The 26,874-nt window shown below is 54.0% G+C and carries 29 protein-coding genes and 1 tRNA gene; 18 read left to right on the top strand and 12 right to left on the bottom strand.

Annotated features, from left to right (window positions below):
* The first annotated feature begins 228 nt into the window (after nt 1–228).
* From VB712_RS03935 to VB712_RS03915, 5 genes are all read left to right on the top strand, one after another.
* Nucleotides 229–1,098: a sulfotransferase gene (locus VB712_RS03935; protein WP_323252340.1), complete on the top strand. Its 870-nt coding sequence runs from the start codon at nt 229–231 to the stop codon at nt 1,096–1,098.
* Between the two features lie 63 nt (nt 1,099–1,161).
* Entirely contained in the window at nt 1,162–2,331 is a 1,170-nt protein-coding gene (gene sat / locus VB712_RS03930; RefSeq protein WP_323252338.1) for a sulfate adenylyltransferase, read from the top strand.
* Between the two features lie 114 nt (nt 2,332–2,445).
* Nucleotides 2,446–4,614, top strand: coding sequence for a caspase family protein (locus VB712_RS03925; protein ID WP_323252336.1), 2,169 nt, complete (start codon nt 2,446–2,448; stop codon nt 4,612–4,614).
* A 245-nt stretch (nt 4,615–4,859) separates the two neighbouring features.
* Complete coding sequence (locus VB712_RS03920) at nt 4,860–5,276, top strand: hypothetical protein (RefSeq protein ID WP_323252334.1); 417 nt, start codon at nt 4,860–4,862, stop codon at nt 5,274–5,276.
* Between the two features lie 28 nt (nt 5,277–5,304).
* Nucleotides 5,305–5,377 (top strand) — tRNA-Thr (locus VB712_RS03915).
* Between the two features lie 126 nt (nt 5,378–5,503).
* Here the strand turns inward: VB712_RS03915 and aroQ are convergent.
* The 5 genes from aroQ to glyA form a co-directional block, all read right to left on the bottom strand.
* Complete coding sequence (gene aroQ, locus VB712_RS03910) at nt 5,504–5,962, bottom strand: type II 3-dehydroquinate dehydratase (protein WP_323252332.1); 459 nt, start codon at nt 5,960–5,962, stop codon at nt 5,504–5,506.
* Nucleotides 5,963–5,985: 23 nt separating this feature from the next.
* The gene (locus VB712_RS03905; protein WP_323252330.1) at nt 5,986–6,123 is read right to left on the bottom strand and encodes a hypothetical protein; all 138 of its coding nucleotides are present in this window, start codon (nt 6,121–6,123) and stop codon (nt 5,986–5,988) included.
* Between the two features lie 191 nt (nt 6,124–6,314).
* Nucleotides 6,315–7,565: a competence/damage-inducible protein A gene (locus tag VB712_RS03900; RefSeq protein WP_323252328.1), complete on the bottom strand. Its 1,251-nt coding sequence runs from the start codon at nt 7,563–7,565 to the stop codon at nt 6,315–6,317.
* A gap of 4 nt (nt 7,566–7,569) precedes the next feature.
* Nucleotides 7,570–8,622, bottom strand: coding sequence for an MraY family glycosyltransferase (locus VB712_RS03895; protein ID WP_323252327.1), 1,053 nt, complete (start codon nt 8,620–8,622; stop codon nt 7,570–7,572).
* A 116-nt stretch (nt 8,623–8,738) separates the two neighbouring features.
* Entirely contained in the window at nt 8,739–10,022 is a 1,284-nt protein-coding gene (gene glyA / locus VB712_RS03890; RefSeq protein ID WP_323252325.1) for a serine hydroxymethyltransferase, read from the bottom strand.
* Between the two features lie 150 nt (nt 10,023–10,172).
* Here glyA and VB712_RS03885 point away from each other — a divergent pair, with 150 nt between their 5' ends.
* A complete protein-coding gene (locus VB712_RS03885; protein WP_323252323.1) occupies nt 10,173–10,397 on the top strand; it encodes a hypothetical protein in 225 nt (74 codons plus the stop codon).
* Between the two features lie 18 nt (nt 10,398–10,415).
* Nucleotides 10,416–10,946, top strand: coding sequence for a Tic20 family protein (locus VB712_RS03880; protein WP_323252321.1), 531 nt, complete (start codon nt 10,416–10,418; stop codon nt 10,944–10,946).
* A 171-nt stretch (nt 10,947–11,117) separates the two neighbouring features.
* On the opposite strand, the gene msrP is transcribed toward VB712_RS03880, so the two are convergent.
* The 4 genes from msrP to VB712_RS03860 all read right to left on the bottom strand — a co-directional run bounded on the left by msrP (nt 11,118) and on the right by VB712_RS03860 (nt 14,120).
* A complete protein-coding gene (gene msrP / locus VB712_RS03875; RefSeq protein ID WP_323252319.1) occupies nt 11,118–12,098 on the bottom strand; it encodes a protein-methionine-sulfoxide reductase catalytic subunit MsrP in 981 nt (326 codons plus the stop codon).
* Between the two features lie 30 nt (nt 12,099–12,128).
* Nucleotides 12,129–12,992, bottom strand: a complete 864-nt coding sequence (locus VB712_RS03870) for an MBL fold metallo-hydrolase (RefSeq protein WP_323252317.1) — start codon at nt 12,990–12,992, stop codon at nt 12,129–12,131.
* 279 nt (nt 12,993–13,271) lie between these two features.
* On the bottom strand, nt 13,272–13,781 hold the full coding sequence (locus VB712_RS03865; RefSeq protein ID WP_323252427.1) for an inorganic diphosphatase: 510 nt from the start codon (nt 13,779–13,781) through the stop codon (nt 13,272–13,274).
* A gap of 111 nt (nt 13,782–13,892) precedes the next feature.
* Entirely contained in the window at nt 13,893–14,120 is a 228-nt protein-coding gene (locus tag VB712_RS03860) for a hypothetical protein (RefSeq protein WP_323252315.1), read from the bottom strand.
* Nucleotides 14,121–14,276: 156 nt separating this feature from the next.
* On the opposite strand from VB712_RS03860, the gene cbiE reads away from it, so the two are divergent.
* Nucleotides 14,277–15,464, top strand: coding sequence for a precorrin-6y C5,15-methyltransferase (decarboxylating) subunit CbiE (gene cbiE, locus VB712_RS03855; protein WP_323252313.1), 1,188 nt, complete (start codon nt 14,277–14,279; stop codon nt 15,462–15,464).
* A gap of 55 nt (nt 15,465–15,519) precedes the next feature.
* On the opposite strand, the gene VB712_RS03850 is transcribed toward cbiE, so the two are convergent.
* The gene (locus VB712_RS03850) at nt 15,520–17,082 is read right to left on the bottom strand and encodes an AAA family ATPase (RefSeq protein WP_323252311.1); all 1,563 of its coding nucleotides are present in this window, start codon (nt 17,080–17,082) and stop codon (nt 15,520–15,522) included.
* Nucleotides 17,083–17,338: 256 nt separating this feature from the next.
* On the opposite strand from VB712_RS03850, the gene VB712_RS03845 reads away from it, so the two are divergent.
* The 9 genes from VB712_RS03845 to queF all read left to right on the top strand — a co-directional run bounded on the left by VB712_RS03845 (nt 17,339) and on the right by queF (nt 22,592).
* Nucleotides 17,339–17,842, top strand: coding sequence for a DNA recombination-mediator protein A (locus tag VB712_RS03845; protein WP_323252309.1), 504 nt, complete (start codon nt 17,339–17,341; stop codon nt 17,840–17,842).
* A gap of 12 nt (nt 17,843–17,854) precedes the next feature.
* Nucleotides 17,855–18,277, top strand: a complete 423-nt coding sequence (locus tag VB712_RS03840; protein ID WP_323252307.1) for an MAPEG family protein — start codon at nt 17,855–17,857, stop codon at nt 18,275–18,277.
* Nucleotides 18,278–18,280: 3 nt separating this feature from the next.
* Nucleotides 18,281–18,772 (top strand): YajQ family cyclic di-GMP-binding protein, encoded by a 492-nt coding sequence (locus tag VB712_RS03835; protein ID WP_323252305.1) that lies wholly within the window; start codon nt 18,281–18,283, stop codon nt 18,770–18,772.
* 113 nt (nt 18,773–18,885) lie between these two features.
* Complete coding sequence (locus VB712_RS03830; RefSeq protein ID WP_323252303.1) at nt 18,886–19,212, top strand: Nif11-like leader peptide family natural product precursor; 327 nt, start codon at nt 18,886–18,888, stop codon at nt 19,210–19,212.
* Nucleotides 19,213–19,278: 66 nt separating this feature from the next.
* On the top strand, nt 19,279–20,121 hold the full coding sequence (locus VB712_RS03825; RefSeq protein WP_323252301.1) for a prohibitin family protein: 843 nt from the start codon (nt 19,279–19,281) through the stop codon (nt 20,119–20,121).
* Nucleotides 20,122–20,420: 299 nt separating this feature from the next.
* On the top strand, nt 20,421–21,296 hold the full coding sequence (locus tag VB712_RS03820; protein ID WP_323252299.1) for an MBL fold metallo-hydrolase: 876 nt from the start codon (nt 20,421–20,423) through the stop codon (nt 21,294–21,296).
* Between the two features lie 94 nt (nt 21,297–21,390).
* Nucleotides 21,391–21,756, top strand: a complete 366-nt coding sequence (locus tag VB712_RS03815) for a hypothetical protein (protein ID WP_323252297.1) — start codon at nt 21,391–21,393, stop codon at nt 21,754–21,756.
* Between the two features lie 33 nt (nt 21,757–21,789).
* Entirely contained in the window at nt 21,790–22,164 is a 375-nt protein-coding gene (locus VB712_RS03810) for a hypothetical protein (RefSeq protein WP_323252296.1), read from the top strand.
* Nucleotides 22,165–22,196: 32 nt separating this feature from the next.
* Complete coding sequence (gene queF / locus VB712_RS03805) at nt 22,197–22,592, top strand: preQ(1) synthase (protein ID WP_323252294.1); 396 nt, start codon at nt 22,197–22,199, stop codon at nt 22,590–22,592.
* 83 nt (nt 22,593–22,675) lie between these two features.
* Here the strand turns inward: queF and purN are convergent, their stop codons facing one another.
* Together purN and VB712_RS03795 are read right to left on the bottom strand one after the other, a co-directional pair.
* Nucleotides 22,676–23,335, bottom strand: coding sequence for a phosphoribosylglycinamide formyltransferase (gene purN / locus VB712_RS03800; protein ID WP_323252292.1), 660 nt, complete (start codon nt 23,333–23,335; stop codon nt 22,676–22,678).
* A gap of 238 nt (nt 23,336–23,573) precedes the next feature.
* Nucleotides 23,574–25,862, bottom strand: a complete 2,289-nt coding sequence (locus tag VB712_RS03795; RefSeq protein ID WP_323252290.1) for a putative PEP-binding protein — start codon at nt 25,860–25,862, stop codon at nt 23,574–23,576.
* A gap of 273 nt (nt 25,863–26,135) precedes the next feature.
* On the opposite strand from VB712_RS03795, the gene VB712_RS03790 reads away from it, so the two are divergent.
* Nucleotides 26,136–26,874: transposase (locus VB712_RS03790; RefSeq protein WP_323252288.1), on the top strand; the 739-nt coding region annotated here is incomplete at its 3' end.

The following is a 26,874-nucleotide window of genomic DNA, read 5'->3' as shown; positions in this document are numbered from 1 at the left end:
TGATTACCATTGAAAGCCACTCATTTTGTAACCATAAAGGGCTAACAAATGAGGGGTTTAACCCTGCCGAGTTTACGCTTGTTGCTATTGCTCTTCTCAGAAAGTATTTCTGTCTCCGGTGTTCCAGGATTAACCAGTTTAATTTCTGGCACAAGCCCTTAAAATACTCAAAACCACCGGCTTTCAATCCGGAAATTTTGCGCCATCATCTTCTTTCCCTAACGTTTTATGACCCACCCCATGATTCAAAATCGCATTTTTCTCGTCGGTTGCAGTCGTTCCGGCACAACGCTCCTCCAATGTTTAATCGCTGCTCACTCGCAAATCATTTCCTTTCCGGAATCGAAGTTTTTTGAGCATCTCATCCCCAGCCACGAACCCCGGCGGTTACAGTGGGGCCTCGCTTCTCGGCAGTTTTATCCCTGGATTACCCAGTTTTGCACCGATATGGGCCATCCCGAAAGGGCGAAACATTGGTCAAAATGGCCCTTGCCGATTCGTTGGCAGGTGCGGCAATTTGTGCGGGAATTGGATGCGATCGCCCTTGCATCCGGCCATACCCTCTGGCTCGAAAAAACCCCGGAACATCTCCATGCGTTGGATTGGATTGAACGGGATATTCCCGATGTCAAGGTGATTCATCTCGTCCGCAATGGGGCGGATGTGGTGGCTTCCCTCTGGGATGCCACCCGGCGCGATCGCGCTAAATGGGGCCATGACCACGGCACGATTGAGCAATGTATTCAACGCTGGACACGAGATATTGAAGTCGCTCGCCAACATTTACATAAACCCAATCATCATCTCGTTCGCTATGAGGCCTTGGTGGAAAATCCTCGCCAAATCATGGAAGAACTTTGTACCTTTTTAGCCATTCCCTTTGAATTAACAATGTTAGAAGACTACAAAACCACCGCCAAACCGCTGATGCAAAACCGCTATCAAAACTGTGAACCGGCAGTAACCTCTCAAATTCAAAACGCCAACGCTACGAAATTTTTCACCCTCTTTTCCGAAACAGAGCAGGCGGAGATCCGCGAAAAACTAGCAGTGGTGGACTTAGAGGGGTTAGGGGCGATCGCCTCATCCTCCCGCTAAAAAACTATCCAGATCAGACCGCTGCTTGCTAGGATCAAAGGCTGGAAATCCACAGAACAACCCATGACCACCCCCTCCCAAATCCCCGCCCACGGCGGGCATTTAATCAACCGGATTGCCAATGCCGCCGAGGGCAACGAATTCCGGGCCCAAGGGGATCACCTCCCCCGCGTTCAACTCGATGAACGGGCGTTTTCCGATCTGGTGATGATTGCGATCGGGGGATTCAGCCCCTTGACCGGCTTCATGAACCAAGCCGACTATGAAACCGTTGTCACCGATATGCGGTTAGCCAATGGCCTGCCTTGGGCTGTGCCGGTGACGCTTTCCGTCACTGAAGCCGTCGCCGAACCCCTCAAGGAAGGGAGTTGGGTACGGTTAGATGACCCCACCGGCCGGTTTGTGGGGGTGTTGGAACTGAGCCAGAAATACCGCTACAACAAAACCCATGAGGCGATCAACGTCTATCGCACCGATGAAGAACAACATCCCGGCGTGAAGGTGATTTATGACCAGGGGCCGATCAACTTGGCCGGCCCGATTTGGCTCCTCGAACGGGATCCCCATCCCCTCTTTCCCAACTATCAAATTGACCCCACCGCCTCCCGCGCCCTGTTCCAAGAACGGGGCTGGCGCACCGTCGTCGGGTTCCAAACCCGTAACCCCATCCACCGCGCCCACGAATACATTCAGAAATGCGCCTTGGAAACCGTCGATGGTTTATTTTTACATCCCTTAGTGGGGGCCACGAAAAGCGATGACATTCCCGCTGATGTGCGGATGCGCTGCTATGAAATCATGATGGAGCATTATTTCCCCCAAGACCGGGTGATTTTGGCCATTAACCCCTCGGCCATGCGCTACGCCGGCCCCCGCGAGGCGATTTTCCACGCCTTAATTCGTAAAAACTACGGTTGTACCCATTTCATCGTTGGCCGGGATCATGCCGGGGTGGGGGACTATTACGGAACCTATGATGCCCAACATATTTTTGATGAGTTTGAACCGGCGGAACTGGGAATTATCCCGATGAAGTTTGAGCACGCCTTCTATTGCACCCGGACGCAGCAGATGGCCACGACGAAAACCAGTCCCAGTACACCGGAGGAACGGGTTCATTTATCCGGGACGAAGGTGCGGGCGTTGTTGCGTAGTGGCGAATTGCCGCCGCCGGAATTTTCTCGGCCGGAGGTGGCGCGGGAGTTGGCGCGGGCGATGCAGATCCCGCATTAAAATCTCCCATTCACAGTTCCTCTGGGGAGGATGGGGGCAGATCGCCCCGTCAGATCCTCCCCCTTTCCTGTTAGGCTGATAGCAACGCACTCGAGATCATCAGCAGCACGGGTTATGGGATTGGATCGGCGCACCTTTTTGCAACGGGTGGGGCTAGCCCTGCTGACGACCGGAACCGGGGCGATCGCCCCTTCCCCCAGTTGGGCAGCCTCCGCCACAGAGTATCAACAAACTTTAACCGCTGCGGGCCCTCGTAAGTTGGCCCTCCTAGTGGGGATTAATCATTACCCCCATCATCCCGCCCTCGAAGGGTGCGTGACGGATGTGGAATTACAACGGGATCTCCTGATCCATCGCTTTGGGTTTGTCCCGGCGGATATTATCACGCTGACGGATCAGCAGGGAACTCGCGAAAATATTGAGACGGCTTTTTCTGAGCATTTAATTAAACAGGCGAAAACCGGCGATCAGGTGCTGTTCCATTTCAGCGGCTATGGGGCCCAAGTCCATGGCCCTGGGGATCAGCCGATGCTGATCAATCGTTTGGTTTCTGTGGATCGTGAAACCGCTGAGACTGCTGAGACTACTGAGGGGGTGGGCAATGGCATTTTAGAGGAAACGCTGTTGCTACTGTTGCGATCGCTCCCCACAACCCAGGCCCTAGTGGTGTTGGATACGGCCTATCAAAGTTTTGGGCAGTTGCTCCAGGGCAGTTGGCGATCGCGCTCCCATCCCGATGCTCCGGCAGCATCCCCCAATCCAGCGGAGTTGGTGGTGGTGGATCAACTGCGCCAACGCCTCGGACGGGCCCGATTTAAGGCCAATCTCCCCCTCAATTGGCAGCAATGGCCGGGGCTACTGTTGGGGTCAGATGGAGCCTTAGAAGGGCGGTGGTCGGGGATGACAGCGGGGCTATTGACCTATAGTTTGACCCAATGGCTTTGGGCCCATACCCCCGCCCCGACTCTCTGGTTTACCCTTGAACATCTCAGCGAAACCTTAACGCCCGCTGCGGCTCAGGAACCCTATATTAAGGGGAAAGTCCAGGGCGATCGCCCCCTTTTCAACACCAACCCCGCCCAACCCACGGGCATCGAGGGCTATATTGCGACGGTAGCCGAAAATACTAATGAAATTCAGTTGCAATTGGGGGGGATGAATCCCTGGATTTGGAGCCATAGCCAGGGGCGATCGCAGTTTCGGGTGACGGGGACGGAGCAGGTCTTAGAGGTGCGATCGCGTTCGGGTTTGACCGCCAAGGCCATCGCCCTAGGGCAAACACCGCTCCAACCGGGGCAAGGGGTGGAGGAATGGCTCCGGGTCTTCCCGCGCAATCTGGGCCTCACCATTGCCCTTGATCCCCAATTGCAACGAATCGAGCGGGTGGATGCCACCAGTGCTTTAGCCAATATTGGCAGCGTCAGTAATGTCGTCCTCGCTGGGGAACAGGCCACAGACTATCTCCTCAGTCGTACCGGGTCGATTGTGCCGGTGGCCATTGCCACGACCCAACAGCAGGAAATTGCCCAGGGCTATGAGTTATTTTCCGCTGGCGGTGTGCCGGTTCCCAATACCGTCGGCAGTTCTGAGGAGGCGGTGAAGTTAGCGGTGAATCGCTTTGTGCCTACCCTCACAACGCTGTTAGCGGCTAAATGGTGGCAGTTATTGAGCAATGGGGAATCTTCCCAATTGCCGATTCAGGTCTCCCTGAGTCAGATCCAGACGGAGCCGAAGCTATTAGCCCAATATCGCACCCGCCGCGCCCAAACCTTGACCCAACCCCCCCCCATCCTCACATCCCCCGGTTTGCTCTCTTTACCCTTGGGAACGATGGTGCAATATCAAGTGGAAAATTGGGGGGATGACCCGATTCATATGCTTGTGGTGGGGTTAGATAGTCGCAACCGGGCCATTGCCCTTTATCCTCCGGTGACGGGCGATCGCTCCCACTGGGTCATTGAACCACAAACGGTATTGACCCTACCGGCCCCCACCTCCAGCCTCACGGGCATCATGGCCGGTTCCCCCGGCCTCAACCGGCTCTACGTCATCTGTAGCCGCGCCCCCTTCCCCGCCACCCGCAAACACCTCGCCCAACAGCCCCAACCGAAAGGCGAAGGCGATCGCTTTATGGAACTTGCCAACCCCCTGCGGTTAACCCAAGCCCTGCTCCAAGACCTCCACGCCGCCAGCCAACCCCTGGCCAAGGGGGATAGCAGCGATCATTACGAGTTCCACGTCGCCGCCTGGGCTGCCATGCCGTTAATCTATGCCGTAGGTTGAGAGCAAGGAGAGGAGAGAGGATAGAGCAAAGAGGATAGAGTCTTCTCACTCCTCACTCCTCACTTCTCACTCCTCACTCCTCACTCCTCACTCCTCACTCCTCACTTCTCACTCCTCACTTCTCACTCCTCACTCCTCACTCCTCACTTCCCACTTCTCAATTTCGTATCATCCTCGTTACATTCGCTAAAATTTTGTTGTATAACCCTAGGTTAAGCCCCTGTTAACAGAGAGGAGTCTGGCGCGTGAATGCCGCAGAACAAGCCAAAGACCTAGAACTGACCACCAAAATTGCTGCGATCGCCAATTTATTTAAAGTGGAATTCCCCGATGCCAAGGCGGATCTCACCCCCTGGCGCAGTGATCCCGATACACAAGAATGGGTCGATCCCGATTCCATTGATCTCGGCTTTCATTTCCCCGGCTGGAGTCCCCGGCTTCAGGGGCGGAGCATTTTGGTGCAAGTTCGCTTCCATGGGGAGGGGGAAGAGCGGCGGCTGATTGGCGTTGAGGTGGCCGGTTTTAATCATCGCGGTGAGGCTTGGCGGTTTTCGACGGTGGATCGCTGGCACATTGAGGGTTCGGATCTACCCTATGGCGATGTGACGGAGAAACTCAAGGTGTTTTGTCGGCAAATTTTTGAATTATTTGCCACGGTTTAGTTTTTTTTGCTACCATAGTTGACTGTTTGCTAGCATAGCTCAATTGGTAGAGCACCTCACTTGTAATGAGACGGTTGCGGGTTCAAGTCCTGTTGCTAGCTTTGGGTTTGGTGCGTGATCGCGTCATGATTGGCGTGGGGGCGAAAAATTTTTGTGCCTCCGGCAGGCTTACGCCAACGCCCCTACAGAATTTAGTCGCCCCGAAAATCCCCCGTTGGGATCACGCCCTAACCCCGCAAATGGGCCACAATGGCCTTTAACCCTAAGCGGTAACTCATCGCCCCAAAGCCGCTAATTTGGCCAATTACCACGGGGGCGATATAGGAATGGTGGCGGAATTCCTCGCGGCGGTAGATGTTGCTGAGGTGGACTTCGACGGTGGGGATTTGGACGGCGGCGATCGCATCCCGGATCGCAACGCTGGTATGGGTATAGGCTCCGGCGTTGATCACAAACCCATCGACGGTATTGAGGCCGCCCTGGATCTGATCCACCAGTTCCCCCTCATGGTTCGATTGGAAACAGGTAAGATTTACGCCCAACTCAGCCCCATCGGCCATCAGTTGCGCGTTAATCGCTGCAAGGGTTAAAACACCATAAATTCCCGGCTCTCGTTGCCCCAACAGATTGAGGTTGGGGCCGTGAAGAACCGAGATGTTCAAGGAAGGTATGGAGTTGTCGGTCATCGGGGTCGCCCGTCCTTTTAGGGTTAGCGAGAACGACGACGGTCATGCACAGGAATGGGAATCAGTTCCGGTTCGGGTTCCGGTTCTGGGCCAAAGAGTGCCTCGACAATGCGGCGGGCCCATGCTTTGAGTTCTTCCAATACCTTATCTAAATAGTCCATCGAACAAAATGCTCCTGTGAGACCTTAGTTCTATTTTAACGACAGCATTCAAGAGCGAACGCTATTTTTTAACATTGAGTTTTATCTCTGGCTCTATTGTAACGAAATTTTACAAAAATGATGAACAATGGCAAGTATTTTGGCCTATGGCCCCTAAAATGCGCTTTGCCTCAAGGATCAGGGGCGGTGGGTTAAAGTCCTAACAGTTGGCGACGGAGGCGATCGAGGGCATGGCAGGCGCTCAGGTCTCGAATGGTGGCGCGATCGCGCTCCTGGCCAAAGCGATAATCAAAAATATCCACCCCCCCATCGGGACGGGCTAAACCGATATACACCAACCCCACTGGCTTCTGCTCTGTTCCCCCATCGGGGCCCGCAATACCAGTAATACTAATCCCCCAATCGGTTCCCGCCAAGGCCTTCACCCCCAGGGCCATCTGCTTGGCCACCGGCTCACTCACCGCCCCTTGCTGGGCTAATACTTCCGGACTTACGCCCAACTGTCTCACCTTGGCAGCATTGGCATAGGTAATCACGCCGCCATAGAAATAGGCCGAACTGCCCGGCGCAGCGGTGAGCATCGCCCCCAAACCGCCCCCGGTGCAGGATTCCGCCACCGCCACAGTGTGATCCCGCGCTTTGAGTAAATCCCCCACGACCGTTGCTAAGGTAGCCTCATCCTGGCCAAAATAATCTGCCCCGGCAATGGTGCGAATTTGCGCCGCGACGGGTTCAATGAGGGCGATCGCCGCCGCTTCCGAATCCGCCCGCGCTGAAAGCCGTAGCCGTACCTCCCCCGCCGCTGCGTAGGGGGCAACGGTGGGGTTCGTTAAGGTAAAAAAATCCGCTACCTTTGTCGCTAACGTCGATTCACCAATGCCCCAAAACCGCAAAACTTGCGAGTGGATCACCTGCTGCCCCCAGCCTTGGCTGTGGAGATAGGGGACGGCGGTTTGTTGCCACATCTGGTATAGCTCTGAGGGGACACCGGGAAACGTGAGGATTGTCACCCCCGGTTGCGGTTCCCAAATTAGGCCGGGGGCCGTGCCGGTGGCATTGGGGAGCACTTGCGCCCCTTGGGGCAGCAACGCTTGCTTGCGGTTGTTGGCGGTCATCTGCCGCCGACGTTGGGCAAACTTTTCGGTAATGTCCTGTAACACCTCCGGGCGTTCAGTGAGGGGGGTATTGAAGAATTGGGCGATCGCCTCTGTGGTTAAATCATCGGGGGTGGGCCCCAGGCCGCCGGTAAAAATAATCAGGTGCGATCGCCCCACCGCCAACGCCAACACCTGATGAATCCGCTCAATGTTATCCCCCACGACCGTTTGAAAATAATGGGGAATCCCCAACCGCGCCAACTCCCCCGCTAAAAACTGGGCATTACTATTGAGGATCTCCCCTAAGAGCAACTCTGTCCCCACACAAATAATTTCCGCCGTCATTGGGTTAACCACTCACCTTGCTACTATTGCGCCACACCTGCCAACTGGCGTAGGCCAAGAGCATCGTCGCTCCAATGGCATAGGTGTAGCCGCTGGGAATTCCCGAAAACGCCAGGGCTAAACTGCCGACCCAAAAGGTTAAGGCGTAGATGAACAGAACGGTGAGGCGCTGGGAAATGCCCGCATCGAGCAAACGGTGGTGGAGATGGCGTTTATCGGCCCGAAAGGGAGATTTGCCTTGGCTGAGGCGGGAAATGATCACGGCGGACATATCGAGGATGGGAACCGCGAGGATCAAATAAGGGAGCAATACCGCTGTTACTGCTGTCGTTTTTACTAACCCAATCACGCCCACTCCTGCGAGGGTGAAGCCAATGAAATAGGAGCCACCATCCCCCATGAAAATTTGTGCGGGGTTGAAATTGTAACGGAGAAACCCCAGCGTACCGCCAGCAAGGGCGGCGGCGATCAGGGCTGCGCCAGGCTGGTTCATGAATAATGTCACGATTAGCATCACCACCGCTGCAATGCCCGACACTCCAGCCGCCAAACCATCGAGACCATCAATCCAGTTAATCGCGTTGGCCATGCCCACCAACCAAATCACCGTAATGGGTAAACTCAGCCAACCAATATCCACTAACCCCTCAAAGGGGATGGAGAGGAAGTCAATTTGTACGCCGAGATGCCAAACAATGACGGCGATCGCCACCTGCATGGCTAACCGCGACAGGGGGCTAAGGTTAAACAGATCATCGGCTAAACCAATACAGAAAAACCCCACACTGCCAAAGGCTACCCCCCAGATCCCCGCTTGGGCCGCTGGAGAAAGTCCCTCAAACCCCCCCAACCCCCACACCAAAAGCAGGGCAATGAGGGTACTGGCAAAAATCGAAACACCGCCTAAGCGCACGATGGGCTGGCGGTGAACCTTACGCTCGTTGGGATGGTCAACATGGCCACTTTTCAGGCCAAGGGTCTTGACCACAGGGGTGCTCCACAACACAACGATCGCTGAAACACAAAAGGCAATGAGATGGTAGAGATGGGGAGACATTGAGTCAGGGATTCACCGGAGGGTTCAGCTAAAATCTACACTAAATTACCGCCTAAGCCTAGGGCGATCGCCCCCAAATCTCAAAATTCTCCCCTCCGTTTATTCTCTTGCGGCAATTAAACCAAGGCGGGTAGGGCGGTTTGCAAATGGGGATAGAGGGGGAAGCGATCGCACAATGCCGCCACCCGTTGGCGACAGTTGGCCGCTACGGTTTCATCCTCAGGGTTGAGGAGGCGATCGGCGATAATGTTAGCAATTTCGGTAAATTCCCCTGCTCCCATGCCCCGCGTCGTCATGGCCGGCGATCCCAACCGTAGGCCACTGGTGACAAAGGGGGATTCTGGGTCAAAAGGCACGGTGTTTTTATTGGCGGTAATATTCACGCCACTCACCAGACCATCGGCCATTTTTCCAGTCATGCCAATGGAGCGCAGATCCACCAAAATCAAATGGTTATCGGTGCCATTGGAGACAATTTTAAAGCCGCGATCCACAAACCCTTGACCGAGGGCCTGGGCGTTGGCAATCACCTGACCACAGTAGGTTTTAAATTCCGGGCGCAACGCTTCCCCAAAGGCCACGGCTTTAGCTGCAATAACGTGCTCTAGGGGGCCGCCTTGGGTTCCGGGAAACACGGCTTTATTTAACTGTTTGCCCAGTTCCGCATCCCGGCAGAGAATCAAACCGCCTCGGGGGCCGCGTAAGGTTTTGTGGGTGGTGGTGGTGACGACATCGCAGTAGGGAACGGGGTTGGGGTGGAGGCCCGCCGCCACGAGGCCGGCAATGTGGGCCATGTCTGCTAACAGATAGGCTCCGACGGCATCGGCAATTTCCCGAAACTTGGCAAAATCAATGGTGCGAGGGTAGGCGGAATAGCCACAGATGATCAGTTTGGGTTTTTCCCGTTGGGCGATCGCCATTACCTCATCATAATCGAGGGTTTCCGTCGCTTGACTCACCCCATACTGCACCACTTCAAACCATTTCCCCGACACATTCACCGGGGAACCATGGGTGAGATGGCCCCCATGGGAGAGATCCATCCCCATGATTTTATCGCCAGGGTTGAGGAGCGTTAGGAAGACGGCAAAGTTAGCCTGGGCCCCGGAATGGGGTTGCACATTGGCCATGGCGGCCCCAAACAATTCCTTAGCGCGATCAATGGCCAGTTGCTCGGCCTGATCCACAAACTCACAACCGCCGTAGTAGCGTTTTTTCGGCAGCCCCTCGGCATATTTGTTGGTGAGGACGGAGCCTTGGGCGGCCATGACCGCAGCAGAGGTAAAGTTTTCGCTGGCGATCAGTTCGAGGTGGTCGCGTTGGCGTTGCAGTTCTTGGTTGAGGATGGCGGCGATCGCCGGATCGCTCTGCTGCAAAATCTGAAGATCAGTGTCGGCCATGGCAATAAAACGCTTTCAGTGGGGTGCGGATTTCCCATCATACCCTGACTTTGCGATCTGGGGATAGGGGCGATCGCGCCGCTCTCCCCAGATTTCGATTAAGATAAAGTTAATGAGATTGTGCCATTATTCACAACCAGGGAGGGGACAATGCTCGTCATTGTGACAGATACCCAAATTCTTACCCCCCAGCAAGTCTGCCAAGGCTGTCTACTAGCCGATTGCCACGGCCAACCCCGCTGGCGACAGGGCAAGCTCGGCTGTGCGATCCGCGCCTGTGGCCATAGCCCCACCCTTTGCACCGACCCCCCCGAAGCCGCCACCTATTATGAATGTCAAATGGGGTTCCGGGTCGCTAATATTGGATCAGATTAAACTCAAGGAGTAAAGCCCATGACCTGGCGAGGCACAACCAGCACCCAAGACCGCATTTTCGGAGCCTTGGTTTATTTAATGCCGATTTTAGATGTGCTGGGTTTTGGGCTGTTTTTAGCAAGTCTGTTCCCCCCTTTACTCCTATTATTTGTAGCCTTAAGCCCATTATTGGCAGTTTATAATTTCACCCTTGGCGGTTTTCCCCTGGTGCAAATGGGTTTATTTTTTGGCCTATTTTTATTAGTGGTGAATAATCGCGATGTTGCCCACTTTTTACGTTTTCACACATTACAAGCAATCCTGATTTCAATTTTGGCGTTTTTGATTCGCTTAGTTTTAGATATTCTCAACATTTCCAGTGGCCTAAGCGATCCCTTCCTCCGCAATACCACCCCTGATTTAATGACCTGGATTACCGGCGGCATTGAAAGTATTATTTTCATCGCCGTCCTTGCGGCGGGAATTTTCGCCATTGTCCAATCTCTCCGGGGTCAGTATGCAGACTTACCCGTGATTTCCGAAGCCGCCCAAAATCAACTGCGCTATTAGAAACTAAACCTCGTGCCATGGCTCCGCCCTAGCATATCTGACCAACCTAATCCTCGTGCCATGGCTCCGCCGTGCCACGTCCCCAGGGCGGCTCTGCCGTCTGGTGGAGGCAGAGCCTCCGGGGAGCATTACTTGGCAGAGCCAAGTAACGAGGTTGTTTTAAGCATTGTTTTAAGCATACAAATGAGCCACCTGTTCGCCATAGCCGTTGTAGGGGAGGGTTTCCTTCATTTCCCAATCTAGGGTTGCGCCGGGGCCGATAAATCGCTCCTGGGCTTGCGACCAGCGGGGATGGGGTTTGTTGGGGTTGACGTTGGCTTCAAAACCGTACTCGTTGGGAATCAGCGTATGCCAATAGGTGGCGGGTTGCTCCGCCACAAATTCGATTTTGACAATGGATTTTGCCCCCTTAAACCCATATTTCCAGGGTAAAACTGCCCGAATCGGTGCGCCGTGCTGCTTGGGTAGTTCCTTGCCGTAAATCCCCACGGCGAAAAATGCTAACTCATTGGCCATCTCCTCAATGCGCAACCCTTCCCGATAGGGCCAGGGCAATCCCCCCAAATGGAAACCCGGCCCTGGTGTGAGGGTTTGATCATAAAAGGAGGTGAACTGCACAAACTTGGCCGCTGGTTGGGGATCGACCGCCGCGATGATTTTATGCATCGGGAACCCTACCCAAGGCAACACCATCGACCAAGCCTCTACACAACGAAACCGATAGATCCGCTCTTCGAGATCAAAGGTTTTACGGAGATCGTCGAGATTATAGGTGCGGGGTTGATTCACTAACCCCGTAACTTCCAGCGTCCATTCATCGGTGGGGAGGGCTTGGGCGGCTCGCCAAATCGATTTATTGCCGCCAAATTCGTAGAAATTGTTGTACTGACTGGCGAGGTTTTGGGTAGTGAGGGGGCGATCGCCCACCTCAAAGGCCCCATTACGGCGAAAAGGCAGGGCAGGTAAATTATAGGTTTTGGCTAACTCATCCTGGGGAGCACCGGCTTTACACCCCGTTAAAGGCAAAATCGTGCTGGCCACACCGAAACCTAAGAGCGCTTTGAGGGCTTGACGGCGGGTAAAGTAGGCGGTTTCAGCAGTGACGGTGGCAGCCTTTAACTGCCAAGCGGGAGGATGATCAAAAAAGGGCATGGCAGGATGACAGAAAAAAGAGAGCTAGGGTTAAGGCAACGGAATCACCATGCCTTCACGGGCGAGGGAAAGATTCGGGAACAACGTTTGTAGTTGGGTTTCCACATGGTCGAGGTAGTCGTCGCTGTGGTCGGGATTATGAAGGGAGAGAATCACCTGCTTCACGCCCACCTCTTTAATCATTTTGAGATTGGCATGGAGGCGATCGCGCCCCTGAAAATCCAACGGCACCCCCGCCGCCGTGGCCCGGGGTGCCGCCAACATTAACAAATCCGCATGACGAGCAAACTCAAACAAGGGGGAACTGGCACTTTCCAAGCAGTCATCGGGACTCATGGCATAGACAATCGTTGTTCCGTGGGCTGTGATGCGATAGCCCACTGAGCGATGATGATCATTGAGCAAACAGCTTTCCACGATCACCTCTTCATCAATCTCCCGCTTCGCCAAATCATTGAGATCGTGAAACTCCAGTTTCGACTGCATCACTTGGATCGGCACCGGAAAATTCGGCCCGAGCATCTGCTTACTGAGGCGCTGTTGAAATGTGGAGCCGTTTGAAGCGTTGGCTCCGTAAATGTGGAAATGATTGATCGGGATAAAAGCCGGTACAAAGAACGGAAAGCCCTGAATGCGATCCCAATGGCAATGGGTGAAAAAGATATGGGCCTCGACGGGCATCCGCGCCAGCAGACTGTTTCCCAATTTTCGTAACCCTGTCCCGCCATCAAAGACCAAACAAGACTTGCCTGTGCGGACTTCCACACAGGATGTATTGCCTCCGTACCGTACTGTGTCTTCACCGGGAGTTGCAATTTGATCACGAACGCCCCAAAACTGCACATCAACACTCACAGCAAGGCTATCCTCCTGGACATCATGGGTACTTGGCATTGTGATATCTACGGCTGCTGGCTGAGAATAACGTCAACACGATGGTCATTGAGCATCCCTGTACTCCTACTGCATCCCGCTACTTCGAGGAAAGTAATGGTCATCAATGGTGAGCAGGGGGCAAAACCCTAGTTGAGCTTTACTCTTGCCCAGAAGTGGGTTCAGGATAATTCTATCCCAAGCTTCTCCCTATGGTAGCGTGACTGTCACGGGGGGCTTGTGAGTTAGGTCACAATTACAACCCCTTCTGGACTGTCCCCTGCTCATGTTAAGGGGATGCTAGTGGGCAGCTTGGATACAGCGCTCCACCAGGGTTAAGACTTCGCTCACCCCTTTCCAGCCCAAAATTTCCGTCTCTTTCTTTTCCAAGTTTTTATAGGTTCGGAAAAATTCGGCAATTTCATCGAGGCGATGACTCGAAACATTTTCGAGGGATTTCACCTGGGCATAGCGGGGGTCTTTATCCGGGACACAGATCAGTTTTTCATCGCGATCGCCCCCATCGATCATTTCCAACATCCCAATGGGCCGCACCGCAATGACGCAGCCAGGGAACGTGGGCTGATCGATCAACACCATGCCATCAAGGGGGTCGCCATCATCCGCGAGGGTATTGGGGATAAACCCATAGTCGTAGGGATAATGCACCGAGGAATACAGCACTCGGTCAAGGGCGAAGGCATTGAGGTCTTTATCAAATTCGTACTTATTCTTGCTGCCCGCCGGAATCTCAATCAGAACGTTGAGAAGACCGGGCTTGGGTTGGGCTGGAATCCGCGCTAAATCCATGAAAATACTCCGAAAGGCTCTGGGCGCAATGCCGCGCAATGCTTGATGCAATGGGATTGCACCCCAAATAATACCAGTAATTGCCGATGGTGAGCAGATTCAGGGAATGGGCTAGGGCGATCGCTCCAGCCAGGCCAGCCAAGGTGGGGGGGAAGCGTCCGGGCGAGTCGATCGCGTCGTCGTGGTACGTTGACGTTCTAATCCATCGGGGGATGCATAGGAAGCAATGATTAATGTCGGGATAATCAGCGTTGAAATTGCAATAAAAGTGCCGATCGCTTGGCTCCACCTATGACTAGGAGGCTCCGCAGCTTTGGCAGACGAACCACTGGATTCCATACCGTGTTAACGAATTGAGATGCTGGCAAGTTTAAGATATGGAGTGGCCACGCTCCCACAGGGTAGCGGGCAACTCACAACCTAATTTTAGCGAGGGATTTTTAAGATAGTGTGATCCAGATAACGAATCCTCTGCCTTTTATCCCTGTGGTGGGCATGGGTCTGACCGGTTGGCATTCCCTCACCGCACCCCAACGGTTAGCCCTAGAGCAAGCAACGCTCTTAGTGGGCAGCCGTCGCCAATTGGCCAGCTTTACCCATCTTCCCGCAGAACACCTCCCTTTAACAACCTTTACAGAAACGTTACGCATTGCCGAAGCCCGCTGGCGGGGGGGCGATCGCCTCGCTGTTTTGGCCTCTGGGGATCCCCTTTGTTTTGGCATTGGTCGCCTCCTGTTGGCCCAGTTTCCGGCGGAAAGTTTAGTTTTTCACCCCCATGTCAGCGCCCTTCAATTGGCCTTTAATCGGTTAAAACTCCCCTGGCAAGATGCTGTCCTCACCAGTGTCCATGGCCGCGACTTGGAGGAATTGAGCCAACATTTGCGCCAAGGGGCGGAAAAAATCGCCATCCTCACCGATGGGGTTCACAATCCGGGGGCGATCGCCGCCCTCTATCAATCCCTCGACCTTCCCAGTCGCTATCAAATTTGGGTTTGTGAAAATTTGGGCGGCCCCGATGAACGGGTTTGGCGATTACCGCTGGATGCACAGGGGCCTTTTGCGCCGCTGAATGTGGTGGTGATGGTACGCCAAACCGAGGCGGAACCTTTGCCCCCTCTACCTTTATTGGGTATTTCTGATCGCCACTTTCTCACCTGGCCCGATCGCCCCGGCCTGATGACAAAGCGAGAAGTCCGCATCGCGATTCTCGGGGAATTGGCCCTGATGCCGGGGCAGGTGGTGTGGGATATTGGCGCGGGTACAGGGTCGGTGGCGGTGGAAGTGGCGCGACTTTGCCCCGATAGTCAGGTGTTCGCCATTGAGAAAACCGCCATGGGGATTCATTTAATTGGCCAAAATGCCCAGCGGTTTGGGGTAACGGTGGCGGCGATCGCCGGTACAGCCCCCACTGCGTTAACGGAGTTACCCGACCCCGATCGCATCTTCATCGGCGGTGGCGGTCAAGATTTAGCGACAATTCTCAGCCACAGCCACAGCCGGTTAAAACCGGGGGGGCGGATCGTCATCGCCCTAGCCACCTTAGAATCGCTACAAATCGCTCTCACTGCGTTACAGGGTCAGGATTATCAAGTGCTGCAATGGAATGTGGCGCGATCGCACCCCATCGCCCACCTTCATCGCATGGCTCCCCTCAATCCCGTCACGCTGATTACGGTGATGTAGGGGCGAAAAATTTTTCGCCCTCCCCACAGCTAAAAAACTCTTTCCTCTCTCCTCTCTAAAGTTCTCCCCCCGGCTTAAACCCCCGCCGCTTCATATAATCCCGCAACGCCTGGGTTAACTCGTTATCTTGGGAGGCCGTCCGCGCCCCCACTTCCGCCGACCAGCGCTTGAGGTCTTCAATTTGATCGCGGGCAATGGCTGATAGGGGGACGGTTTCCTCAATGGCGCGGAGAATATCTTGATCGACAAAATCCCGCCGCTGCCCCTCATTGCCTTCCGCAAAGGCTTGATGCATCGCATCAAAAATCACCTGCTCAATTTCCGCACCGCTGAAATCCTTCGTCTGTTTTGCCAACAGCGAGAGGTTAAATTCCCGTAACCGCGTCGGGCGCAACCGTTGGAGATGGACTTTAAAAATGGCGATCCGCTCTTTTTCCGTGGGCAGGTTGAGGAAGAAAATTTCATCAAACCGGCCTTTGCGCAACAGTTCCGCCGGGAGAATCCGCACATTATTGGCCGTCGCGACGATGAACACGGGGGCGGTTTTCTCCTGCATCCAGGTGATCAACGCCCCGAACATCCGCCGCGATGTCCCCGAATCCCCATCTACGCCGCCGCTAATATTCCCGAAAGCCTTATCAATTTCATCAATCCAAAGGACACAGGGGGCGATCGCCTCACTCACTTGGATCATCCGCCGCACCCGGCTTTCACTCTCCCCCACTAATCCCCCAAACAGCCGCCCCGTATCGAGGCGCAGCAAGGGCAACCGCCATTCATGGGCAATGGTCTTGGCTGATAACGATTTCCCCGTGCCTTGAATCCCCACCAACAGCACCCCTTTAGGGTTGGGAATCCCATAGCGGCGGGCTTCTTCCGTAAAAGCATCTTTCCGCAACCGCACCCACTGCTTGAGATTTTCCAACCCCCCCACACTTTTTAAAGAGGCTTCCGCTGCGTAGAACTCCAATAAACCCGTTTGGCGGATTGCCTGTTTTTTTTCCGCCAACGCGCTTTCAATATCAGTGGCGTTAATTTCCCCCTTGGCGGCCAAGGCCCGGGCCAGCACCCGCTGAATCCGGGTTTGGCTCAACCCTTGACAGGCTTTAATTAACTGCTCTTGCGCTAAATCATTGAGATGGAGTTGATCCGGGGCTACCAAATCCCGAAGAATGCGGGCGATCGCCCCCTCATCGGGTAAAGGAAAATCAATCACCGTCACCTCTTCGGCCAATTCCGACGGCAAAATCAGCGTGTGGCTCGTCAAAATCAGCGTGTGGTGGGTGTACTTCAATTCAGCGGCAAGGTTTTTTAACTCCCGAATCACCGGAGCATTGGCAGGATTATGGGGATATTGCAGGATGAAATGCAGATCTTTGAGAATGAATAAAGTCGGCTCCACCTCCTCAGTACGCACCCGCCCCAAGGCCCCCATCACCGCATTGCGATGCGTCCCGTTGTCCTGCCAACCCCGCACCAAATCCCACACCAACACCTGCCGCTGGGGAACCAACTGCTGGGCAACCTCCCCCAAAGCCTGCAACAGCGGTTCTTCCTCCGGTGTCACCAGATAAAGGAGAGGATAACGAGCGCGAATTAACAAATCCAGATCAAGCATGAAGTCTAAGGGGGATGAAAGCGATCGCAATCCCGTTGACCGCCAACAGAGTTCACACCATGGGCAAAACTCCCGAAACAGTTCCCTTTTGCCACAACAGCGGGGAAATCATCTGAGCCGCACCAGGGATTGCGCTATTGAGATCATCCTACATCGGGGCTTTTTGGGGGAAAACCCGCGAACTTGAGAGAAAATTCGCGGGAATCAAGGGGTTTTGTTACAATACTTGGGTCATTTTCAATCTACACAACCCAACTTGAGTCAGCCGATTGAAGTTCAAGAAATCGATAGCCTCGCCCAGGAACTTGCGACTATTCAACAAACCAGTTCCAAGCGCATTGCCCTCTTAGGCTCGCGCCATGTGCCGATTACCCATCAAAACCTGATTGAGGTCATGACCTATGCCCTCGTTCTGGCGGGAAATCGGGTCATGACCTCCGGCGCAACGGGGACTAATTTAGCGGCCATTCGAGGCGCAATGCGGGCCGACCCCAATTTGCTCACGGTGATTTTGCCCCAAAGTTTAGCTCGGCAACCCCGTGAATCCCGCGATACCCTCGAAAACGTTGTGCATTTGGTCGAGCATGGCGATCATGATCAGCTTTCCCTGGCGGAAGCCAGCGCGATTTGCAATCGGGAAATCATTACCCGCTGTCAACAGTTGATCTGCTTTGCCTTCCATGACAGCCATACGCTACTGCAAACCTGTGCCGAAGCCGAGGATCAACGGCGGGTGGTGACGCTGTTTTATTTTGACTAGGATGTTACAGCCATGACCCTTGCTGTTCCAGTGGTGATCCTTTATTCCATTGCCGGGGCAGTGGCTTTGCCCTACATCCCCGCTTTTGTGATGGCCTATGGTCGCTTCCAAGTGGGGATGGATTTGGCCGCACCGCGAGCGATGTTCGATCGCTTGCCCCCCTATGCTCAACGGGCAACCTGGGCCCATCAGAATGGGTTTGAAGCGGCGATCGTTTATATTCCTGCTGCCTTGATGGCCTATATCGTGGGGGTGGATTCGCTAGGGGCTGCAGCGGGGGCGATCGCCTTCCTGGTGGCGCGATTATTGCACACGGTTTTTTATGTGGCCAATATTCCCGTGGGGCGATCGCTGATGTTCGGCATCGGCACGGCTTGCAGCCTGACGCTCTATATCCTAAGTTTGTTAAACGTGGGTTCTATTTTTGTGGATTAATCTATGGCTTCTACCTTTTCCTTTGATGTGGTCAGCGATTTCGACCGTCAAGAGATGGTGAATGCAGTGGATCAGGTACTGCGGGAACTCAAAAGTCGCTATGATCTTAAAGACACTAACAGTACCGTTGAACTCAGCGAAACCACCATTACCATCCAGACCAACAATGAAATGACCCTGGACACAATCCAGGATCTCCTACGCCAGAAGGCGGCAAAACGCAATCTTTCGCAAAAAATCTTTGTCTACGGTAAGGTGGAGTCCGCCAGCGGTAGCCGGGTTCGCCAAGAAATTACGCTCCAAAAGGGGATTGAAGTGGAGTTGGCGAAGAAAATCAGCAAGCAGATCCGCGATGGGTTTAAAAAAGTCCAAGCCGCAGTCCAGGGGGATTCGGTGCGGGTTACGGCTAAATCCAAGGATGATCTCCAAGCGGTGATGCAGTTCCTCAAGCAGGAAGAGTTCCCCGTCGCCCTGCAATTTAATAATTATCGCTAAATTTGCCCCCTCCGCCTTGCATATTTTTGTTAAACCCACTCCTTCCTCGTTCAGTGGGTTAGAAAGTTCCTTTAAAATGGAGCCTGTGACCCATTGTAGAGAGTGAAGACGGAATGTCTCGGCGAAATGACGTAATCAAATTTTTCCAAAAAGTCTGTGACGATTCAGCCTTGCAAGAGCAACTAAAGCCCCCCTGTCCAGCCACACGGGAAGGGTTTGCCGGAGTTGCCCAGGCTTCTGGATACAATATCTCAGGGGCGGATCTCGATAACTATGTGCGCTTTGCTCAGTTCTATGAGCAATGTCAAACGGCGATCGCCCGACATCAAGGGGGGGATAAACCCCTCCCCCAGTGGCTCAACGAGTGGGAAAAGCACCTGCAACGCTTTGATGAAAATCCCCTTGATGATCGCTACGACACGATCAAACGGTTTATTTAAACCTGCCCCCGATGGGGCGATCGCCCCTCACCCTCTCAATTTATCTCTCTCATTCCGGAGCCTGTTTTGCGAAATTCATCCACCCCGAACCTTCAACCGCTGATCGGCGGCATTATTGCCGCGCTGATTGTCTTGATCGGCTTTAACTCCTTTGTGATCATCAATCCCGGCCAAGCCGGTGTCCTCAGCGTCTTGGGAAAAGCCCAAGATGGCCCCCTCCTCGAAGGCATTCACTTTAAACCGCCGTTAGTCTCCCAAGTGGATATTTATGATGTGACGGTGCAAAAATTTGAAGTCCCAGCCCAAAGCTCCACCAAAGATTTACAGGAACTCACCGCCAGCTTTGCGATTAACTTCCGCCTTGACCCCTTTAACGTCGTTAATATTCGGCGAGAACAGGGAACGCTGCAAAATGTCGTCTCGAAAATTATTGCCCCCCAAACCCAAGAATCCTTTAAGATTGCCGCTGCGATCCGCACGGTAGAAGAATCGATTACCAAACGGTCGGAGCTTAAAAACGACTTCGATCGCGCTTTAACAGAGCGCCTTGATCGCTACGGCATTCTCGTCCTTGATACCAGTGTGGTAGATCTGACATTTTCGCCAGAATTTGCCCACGCTGTCGAAGATAAGCAAATTGCCGAACAGCGGGCCCAACGGGCGATCTACATTGCCCGTGAGGCGGAGCAACAGGCTCAAGCCGATATTAACCGGGCCAAAGGACGCGCCGAAGCCCAACGGCTGTTAGCGGAAACCCTCAAGGCCCAAGGGGGGGGCTTAGTGTTACAGAAAGAGGCGATCGAAGCTTGGCGCAATGGCGGTTCACAAATGCCCAAGGTTTTGGTGATGGGGGGCGACAGCAAAGGCGGTTTACCCTTATTGTTCAACATGAATGATTTTCAAGAATAGGGCTGATCCGTAATTTCCCTGAATTCAGTGATCTCGATTGATCGAGATTTGGTTATCCTGGAGCAAACGGCTCACTGAATTTGACGGGATCGATCCCTCGATCTCTGGGTTGTACAGCTTTGCTGGGCGAGTTGGGAGCAGGCCTCGCCGCTGCAAATCAATGGAGTGATTTTTAACTTCATCCTGAGTTGAGTCCTCTAGCTGTGCAGGTTAATTCTAGAGAGATTCTCTGGCGTTTCCTCCTTGCGCCGTTCCTTTCTGCCTTTGGTTCTGGCTAAACCCATCTTCATCACGCTGATATGTCCGAGCAACAATCACGATTCAAAGTTAAATTCTGGGGGGTACGGGGCAGTATCCCCTGCCCTGGTGCAGAGACAGTCCGCTACGGCGGCAATACTCCCTGTGTGGAAATGCAAGCCGGGGGACAGCGGTTGATTTTTGATGGGGGGACGGGATTGCGCGTTTTGGGGCAATCCCTTTTAAGTCAAAAGATGCCCCTGGAGGCGCATATTTTTTTCACCCATACCCATTGGGATCACATTCAAGGTTTCCCGTTTTTTACGCCAGCGTTTATCGGCGGCAATTGCTTCCATATCTATGGGGCGATCGCCCCCAACGGGGCCACCATCAAACAGCGTCACCACGACCAGATGCTCCACCCCAATTTTCCCGTCCCCATTCAGGTGATGCAGTCGGAACTCTGTTTCCATGATGTCACGATTGGGGAGACGATCGAGATTGGGGAGGTGGCGATCGCCAGCGCCAAACTCAACCACCCTGGGGAAGCAGTGGGCTATCGCGTCATGTGGGAAGGGTTAGCAGTGGCCTATGTCACCGATACCGAACATTTTCCCGACCACCTCGATCCCAATGTGCTGCGCCTTGCTGACCATGCCGATCTGCTGATCATCGATGCCTGCTACACCGATGAGGAATACAACCACCCCAAAACCAGTAAAGTGGGTTGGGGCCATTCCACTTGGCAAGAGGCGGTGAAGGTAGCCGAAGCCGCCCACGTTAAGCAGTTGATCATCTTCCACCACGACCCCCTCCACACCGATGATTTCCTCGATAGCATCGGGGCCCAAGTCCAAGCCGTCTTTCCCCAAGGTGCTTTGGCCCAGGAGGGCAAAACCATCGAACTGATTCCTCCCACGCAACCGGAAAAAATTTGATCTACCATGGGAGGAGTGGGTCGCCCAAAGATGGGGGCAATCCGAGTTAGCGCACCCATCGCCCCCTAACGCTTAACGTTGTGAGAGTCACCCTATGGCCAGTTTCGGTAACATTGTCCAAAAAGCCTTTTACCTCGGTGTGGGTCTAGCCTCCTTTGCTGGAGAAAAAGCCAGTAGCCAATTTCAAGAACTCCGTCAACAGGCCCAACTCCTGGCGGAAGAAATGGTCAAGCGGGGCGAATTGCAGTCGGAAGAAGTGGGCAAATTTGTCGATGATCTGATTCAGCAATCGCAAAAACCACCAATGACAGAAGGGACAGACCCCAACCCCCCAGAACCGGGCCCCCGTCGCATTGAAATCATTGACGACGACACCCCAGGGGAAAACCCCGACCACGTTGACCAACTGCGGCAACAAGTCCAAGCCCTTCAGGACGAACTCCGCCGCCTCCAATCCTAAATCCCCAATCCCCCTTCGGCAACCCTCATCACCATGGAAGACTGGACTAAAGAACTCTGGACATTTTGCACCGATGTTGTCACTGAAATTGAAGATGTGGTGCAGGATTTAACCCATGTTGCCGAAGCGATTAGCCACGAAATTGAAGAAATGACCCCCAGCGATTGGGAGCAGCTTATGGGGGAGTTATGGTCAGAAATTACCGAACCCCGGGGCCATACTTTGGTGGATTGGCTCAATGACGACGACCTCAACACCTTCACCACCGTAGACTGGGTAGCACCGCCCCCCACCTGCCAAGGCTGCGTTAACTACCATGGTCATGTTTATAATAAGAATCTGCTGGTTTGTGCCATTCACCCCCACGGCAAAGGCGATACCCACTGCCCGGATTGGGAAGGAAAATAACCAGTTGAGCCTGCAATCTTTACCTTAAATCCATGTCAGAATCCACCTTGACCCCAGAAGTCAAATATGGCGAGCGCGAAATTGCCGAAAGTTCCCTGATCACGTTTCCCAATCCCCGCCCCGGTCGTCGCTATACCATTGCCGTTACGCTGCCGGAATTTACCTGTAAATGCCCCTTTTCCGGCTATCCTGATTTTGCGACAATGTACGTCACCTATTGCCCGGATCAGCGGGTGATTGAATTGAAAACGATGAAGTTTTACATCAATAGCTATCGCGATCGCTACATTTCCCACGAAGAAACGGTGAATCAAATTCTTGATGATCTGGTTGCTGCCTGTGATCCCCTGGAAATGACGATTAAGGGCGATTTCACCCCTAGAGGCAATGTCCATACGGTGATTGAAGTCACCCACTGCAAGGCGTAAAGACTGGCTTAAAGACTTAATTTTTCCTAGGGAAATGGGTGAGGGCGAAAAATTTTTTCGCCCCTACGGGGTTTTGGATTTCCCTAGGGTTTGAGCTTGGCCGCAAGGGCGATCGCCTGGGGATAAATCCGATGCTCTTGGATTTGAATGCGGGCATGGAGGGTTTCGGCGGTATCGGTGGGGAGGATCGGCACGGCGGCTTGCATGATGATCGGGCCACTATCCACTTCAAGATCGGCAAAATGCACGGTACAGCCGGTAATTTTCACCCCCGCTGCGAGGGCCTGCTCTACACCATGGATGCCGGGGAAGCTGGGGAGCAAACTGGGGTGAATATTCAAAACGCGATCGCCATAGGCCTCTAGCAGCACCGCCGTCACAATCCGCATCCACCCCGCCATCACGACCCATTCGACATTATGTGCTTTAAAGATTTTGACAATTTCCCCATCGAGGTCTTCCCGGTGGGGGTAGTGGCGATGGTTGAGGAGGACGGTGGGTACATGGTATTGAGTGGCCCGCTCCGCTGCCTTGGCCTGGGGATTGTTGTAGATCAAGACCTGAATTTGGGCATTAAGGGTTTGGGCGGCTATGGCTTGGGCGATCGCCGCAAAATTACTCCCACTTCCAGAAGCCAAAACCCCCAACCGCAACCGCTGCGGGAGGGTGAGATCCACCGTCTCCACCGGAGGAGAAATCAATTCCCATGGTTCTATCGTCTCTTGATTTACCACATCCGTCATACCCGCCCCAATTTTTTCCAAGGATGATCAATTCCTATCCTACATTCTTCTTTGGCTGTGATGAGAAGTGGGAAGTGGGAAGTGGGAAGTGGGAAGTGGGAAGTGGGAAGTGGGAAGTGGGAAGTGGGAAGTGGGAAGTGGGAAGTGGGAAGTGGGAAGTGGGGATTGATGCTTGAATGTAGGGGCGAAAAATTTTTCGCCCCTGAACCCCTGAACCCCTGGCTCTATTCTCAATGCTCTATTCTCTTTCCTCTTTTCTCTTTTCTCTTGTTAAGCTGGCTCGCAGCAATCCTTGTTCAACGGCTAAAATCTGTTGGCGAATGCTGACCACGGTATCCCGCTCTACGGAAATAGCCATGATTCCGGCAGCAATTAAGCGCTCTAAATTGGCTGGACTGAGGCGGAGGGTGGAGCTACAGAGGGAGGTGGGTAGATGGAGATCATTGGCGGTTTGGATCAGGGATTCTAAGGCGGCCCAGAGGGCTGGGTGATCATCTAAGGCGGATGCGGTTAATACGCCGGAACTGGGTTCAACGCCCAGTAATAATTGGGCAAAATCCCTCGGCCCGATCGCTACCCCTTGCACGCCCACCGCTGCATAGTCGGGTAACTGAAACAGTACGGAAGGGACTTCTGCCATGAGCCAGAGTTGAAAATCTTCGGTGGTGAGCAGACCCATGGCGGCAATGCGATCGCGGGCTGTTTGCCATTCCGTGACACTGCGCACAAAGGGCAGAATCAGCCGCAGGTTGCCATATTCCGCCTGAAGTTGTTGCAGCGCTCGCAGTTCGCTATCAAACAGGCTGCTGTTATACCCATAAATCGCTGTTCCTCGCAGACCTAAGGCGGGATTTGTACCGCCTCGGGGCAGGTTGGGTAGGGGGGGAAAATCTGGCGATCGCCAATCCGTGGAGCGATAAAACACCGGCCGGGGAGCCATGGCCGCCACCACCGGCCGCAACCATTCCACCAACTGCGCCACCAACTGCTGCGGGTGGTCTAACCACCAGAGCAACGGTGTAGGGGTGGGTTCCGGTGCTGTTTGTAGCAGGGGCAGAATCATTAACTCGGAGCGAAGCAACCCCACCCCATCCACGGGCAAGGGCAGTTGGGGGTTAAAGGTTTGGGGTTGACTGAGGTTCACCCAAACCTGAGTGAGGGTGAGGCCAGGGCCAACGGTGGGCATGATCGGGGTCGGTTCTGGGAGGAGGGGGGCATTGTGGAGGACAACCCCCTGATTGCCATCGAGATACACAGAAGCCACCCCCCGGAGCGATCGCACCGCTCCCACCACCCCCACCAAGGCCGGAATCCCCAATTCTCGCGCCATCAAGGCCCCATGGCTGGTCATCTGGGACTGTTCGAGGATCAATCCCCCCGCCCGGTAGAGGTGGGGCAGCCAAGGCGGGGCAAAATCCGCCGCCACCCAGATCGCCCCCGTCGGAAATTGGGCGGGATTAGCATGGGGCTGGGGAATACAAAACACTGGCCCCTCCACCGTTCCCCGCGCCGCACTCACCCCCGTTAGCCAAGGGGTTACTGTGGGTGAGGGGAGGGTTGAGGGGAGGGGAATTGCGAGGGGCGTTTCCTGATGGTGATAGTGGGTGACTTGGGGGAGGGTGTCGTACCATTGCCAGGCGAGGATATGGTGGCGATCGCCCTGGTCGTAGCAGCGTTGGGCCAAAGCCTGAAGTTCCAGCACCTCCGAGGGGGTCAGCACCGCCTCCAGCACATCGGTGAGAGGCACAGTCATGATCGTCGCCGGTCGCTCCTCTTCTGGTTCACGGTCGAGGTAATAGGCATGGTGTTGGGAGCCTTCCCGCCAATGGGAGAATTTTTCCGAATACCAAGGGCCACAATAACGGTCGGGGGCTGGGGCCGGCAGGCCCTCGGGATGGGGCAGGCCATGGATCGCTTCAAGGGCCCAGCCGCTTTCCTGGAGCATCAATGTTCCGCTAGCCTTGGCCGCCACCACCGGCTGAATCAAAATCGCCAAATGCAAATCAGCAATCACCACCTCCTGCTGTTGCCAATAAAAGAGGTTACGGGCGGCAAACAGTTCCCCCCAAAGGTCTTGAATGGCGGCGATGACGGTGTGGGTTTGATTAGGGACGGAGGGCGATCGCCACATTTGTTCAACGTTAAAGCCTTGGTGGGGGCGATACACCAAAGAAGGTGAAAGGCGCACCACCGGGCTAGCCAAGCGAGGCAGACTGTCATCCAGAGACCGTTTCAGGTCATGGGGAAAGGGTGTAGTTTGAATCAATTGGCGGATTTGTTGAGCCAAGTGGTGTAAAACTCGATAATTCCCCCCCCCAAACCGTAGGGAGCGATCTAATAAGTCCCGCACCACCAAATGATCATCACCAATTTGTCTTAAAAAATTCGTCAATGCGGTGACAGGAACCACAAGGCCCGGTGCAATAAACTCGCCATTTTGCGCCAAACGACTGAGGGCAGCAACGGTATCCCCCACATGACAACGGTCAAGGGGCGTAGAAAAACAATCCAGCCAAAGGACATCCATCATGAAAAAAATTTATAGTGGGGTTGGCTGTTCAGGATCAAGCGCTTCTCCGGCTTTGAGCGACGCAATCACATTAACGCAACTTGTAGCCAGCGGGGGAGTTTCGGGGCGAGGGGTGGGCGATCGCCCCGAAACTTCCCTGCTCGTAATTCTTTACGAAAATAGTGCGGGAGTCTTAGAGCAACGTCGCTGTCTTCGCGGGGATGAAAGACGACAGGGCGACTTTAGTCGCCGTCCTTGCAGGGCGGTTATGTTGTGGGCTAGGATATAACGATGATTGTACTAGAGTTTAAAGCCTACGGAAAGCCCCAGCAATTCAGCGCCATAGACGAGGCGGTGAGAACAGTCCAGTTTATCCGAAACAAAGCCATCCGTTATTGGATGGACAATCGGGGAACTGGACAGAACGATCTGCAAAAGCTATGTGCTCAACTTGCTCAGGAATTCCCTTTTGCCGCTGAACTCAACAGCATGGCTCGCCAAGCATCCGCAGAAAGAGCCTGGAGTGCAATCTCGCGATTCTACGAAAACTGCAAGAAGGGTATCCCCGGAAAAAAAGGATTCCCCTCCTTCAAGAAAAATAACCGCTCAGTAGAGTACAAAACCTCTGGGTGGAAGTTAGATGAGAATCGCAAGGCAATCACCTTCACCGACAAGAAGGGCATTGGTAGACTAAAGCTCAAAGGCACTCGTGATCTGCATTTCTATCCCATAGAGCAGATTAAGCGAATTCGCCTCATCAAAAGAGCCGATGGCTACTATGCCCAGTTCTGTATTCGTGCAGAACGGACTGAATTTGTTGAACCCTCTGGTCGAGCCATCGGCTTGGACGTTGGACTCAAAGAGTTCTACACCGATAGCAACGGTGAAACAGTGGGAAACCCCCGACATCTCAGGAAAAGTGAGTCACGACTCAAGCAGTCGCAGCGCACTGTTTCCAGAAGGAAGAAAGGGGGTCAGAATCGAGCAAAGGCAAGGGTGGTTCTAGGTAAGCGCCATCTCAAAATAAGTA

It is taken from the genome of Spirulina sp. CCNP1310 (assembly GCF_034932185.1).
In the GTDB taxonomy this organism is placed as follows: Bacteria; Cyanobacteriota; Cyanobacteriia; order Cyanobacteriales; family Spirulinaceae; genus Spirulina.
The sequence above is the reverse complement of the archived record's forward strand: the minus strand, read 5'-3'. Positions and strand labels throughout refer to the sequence as shown.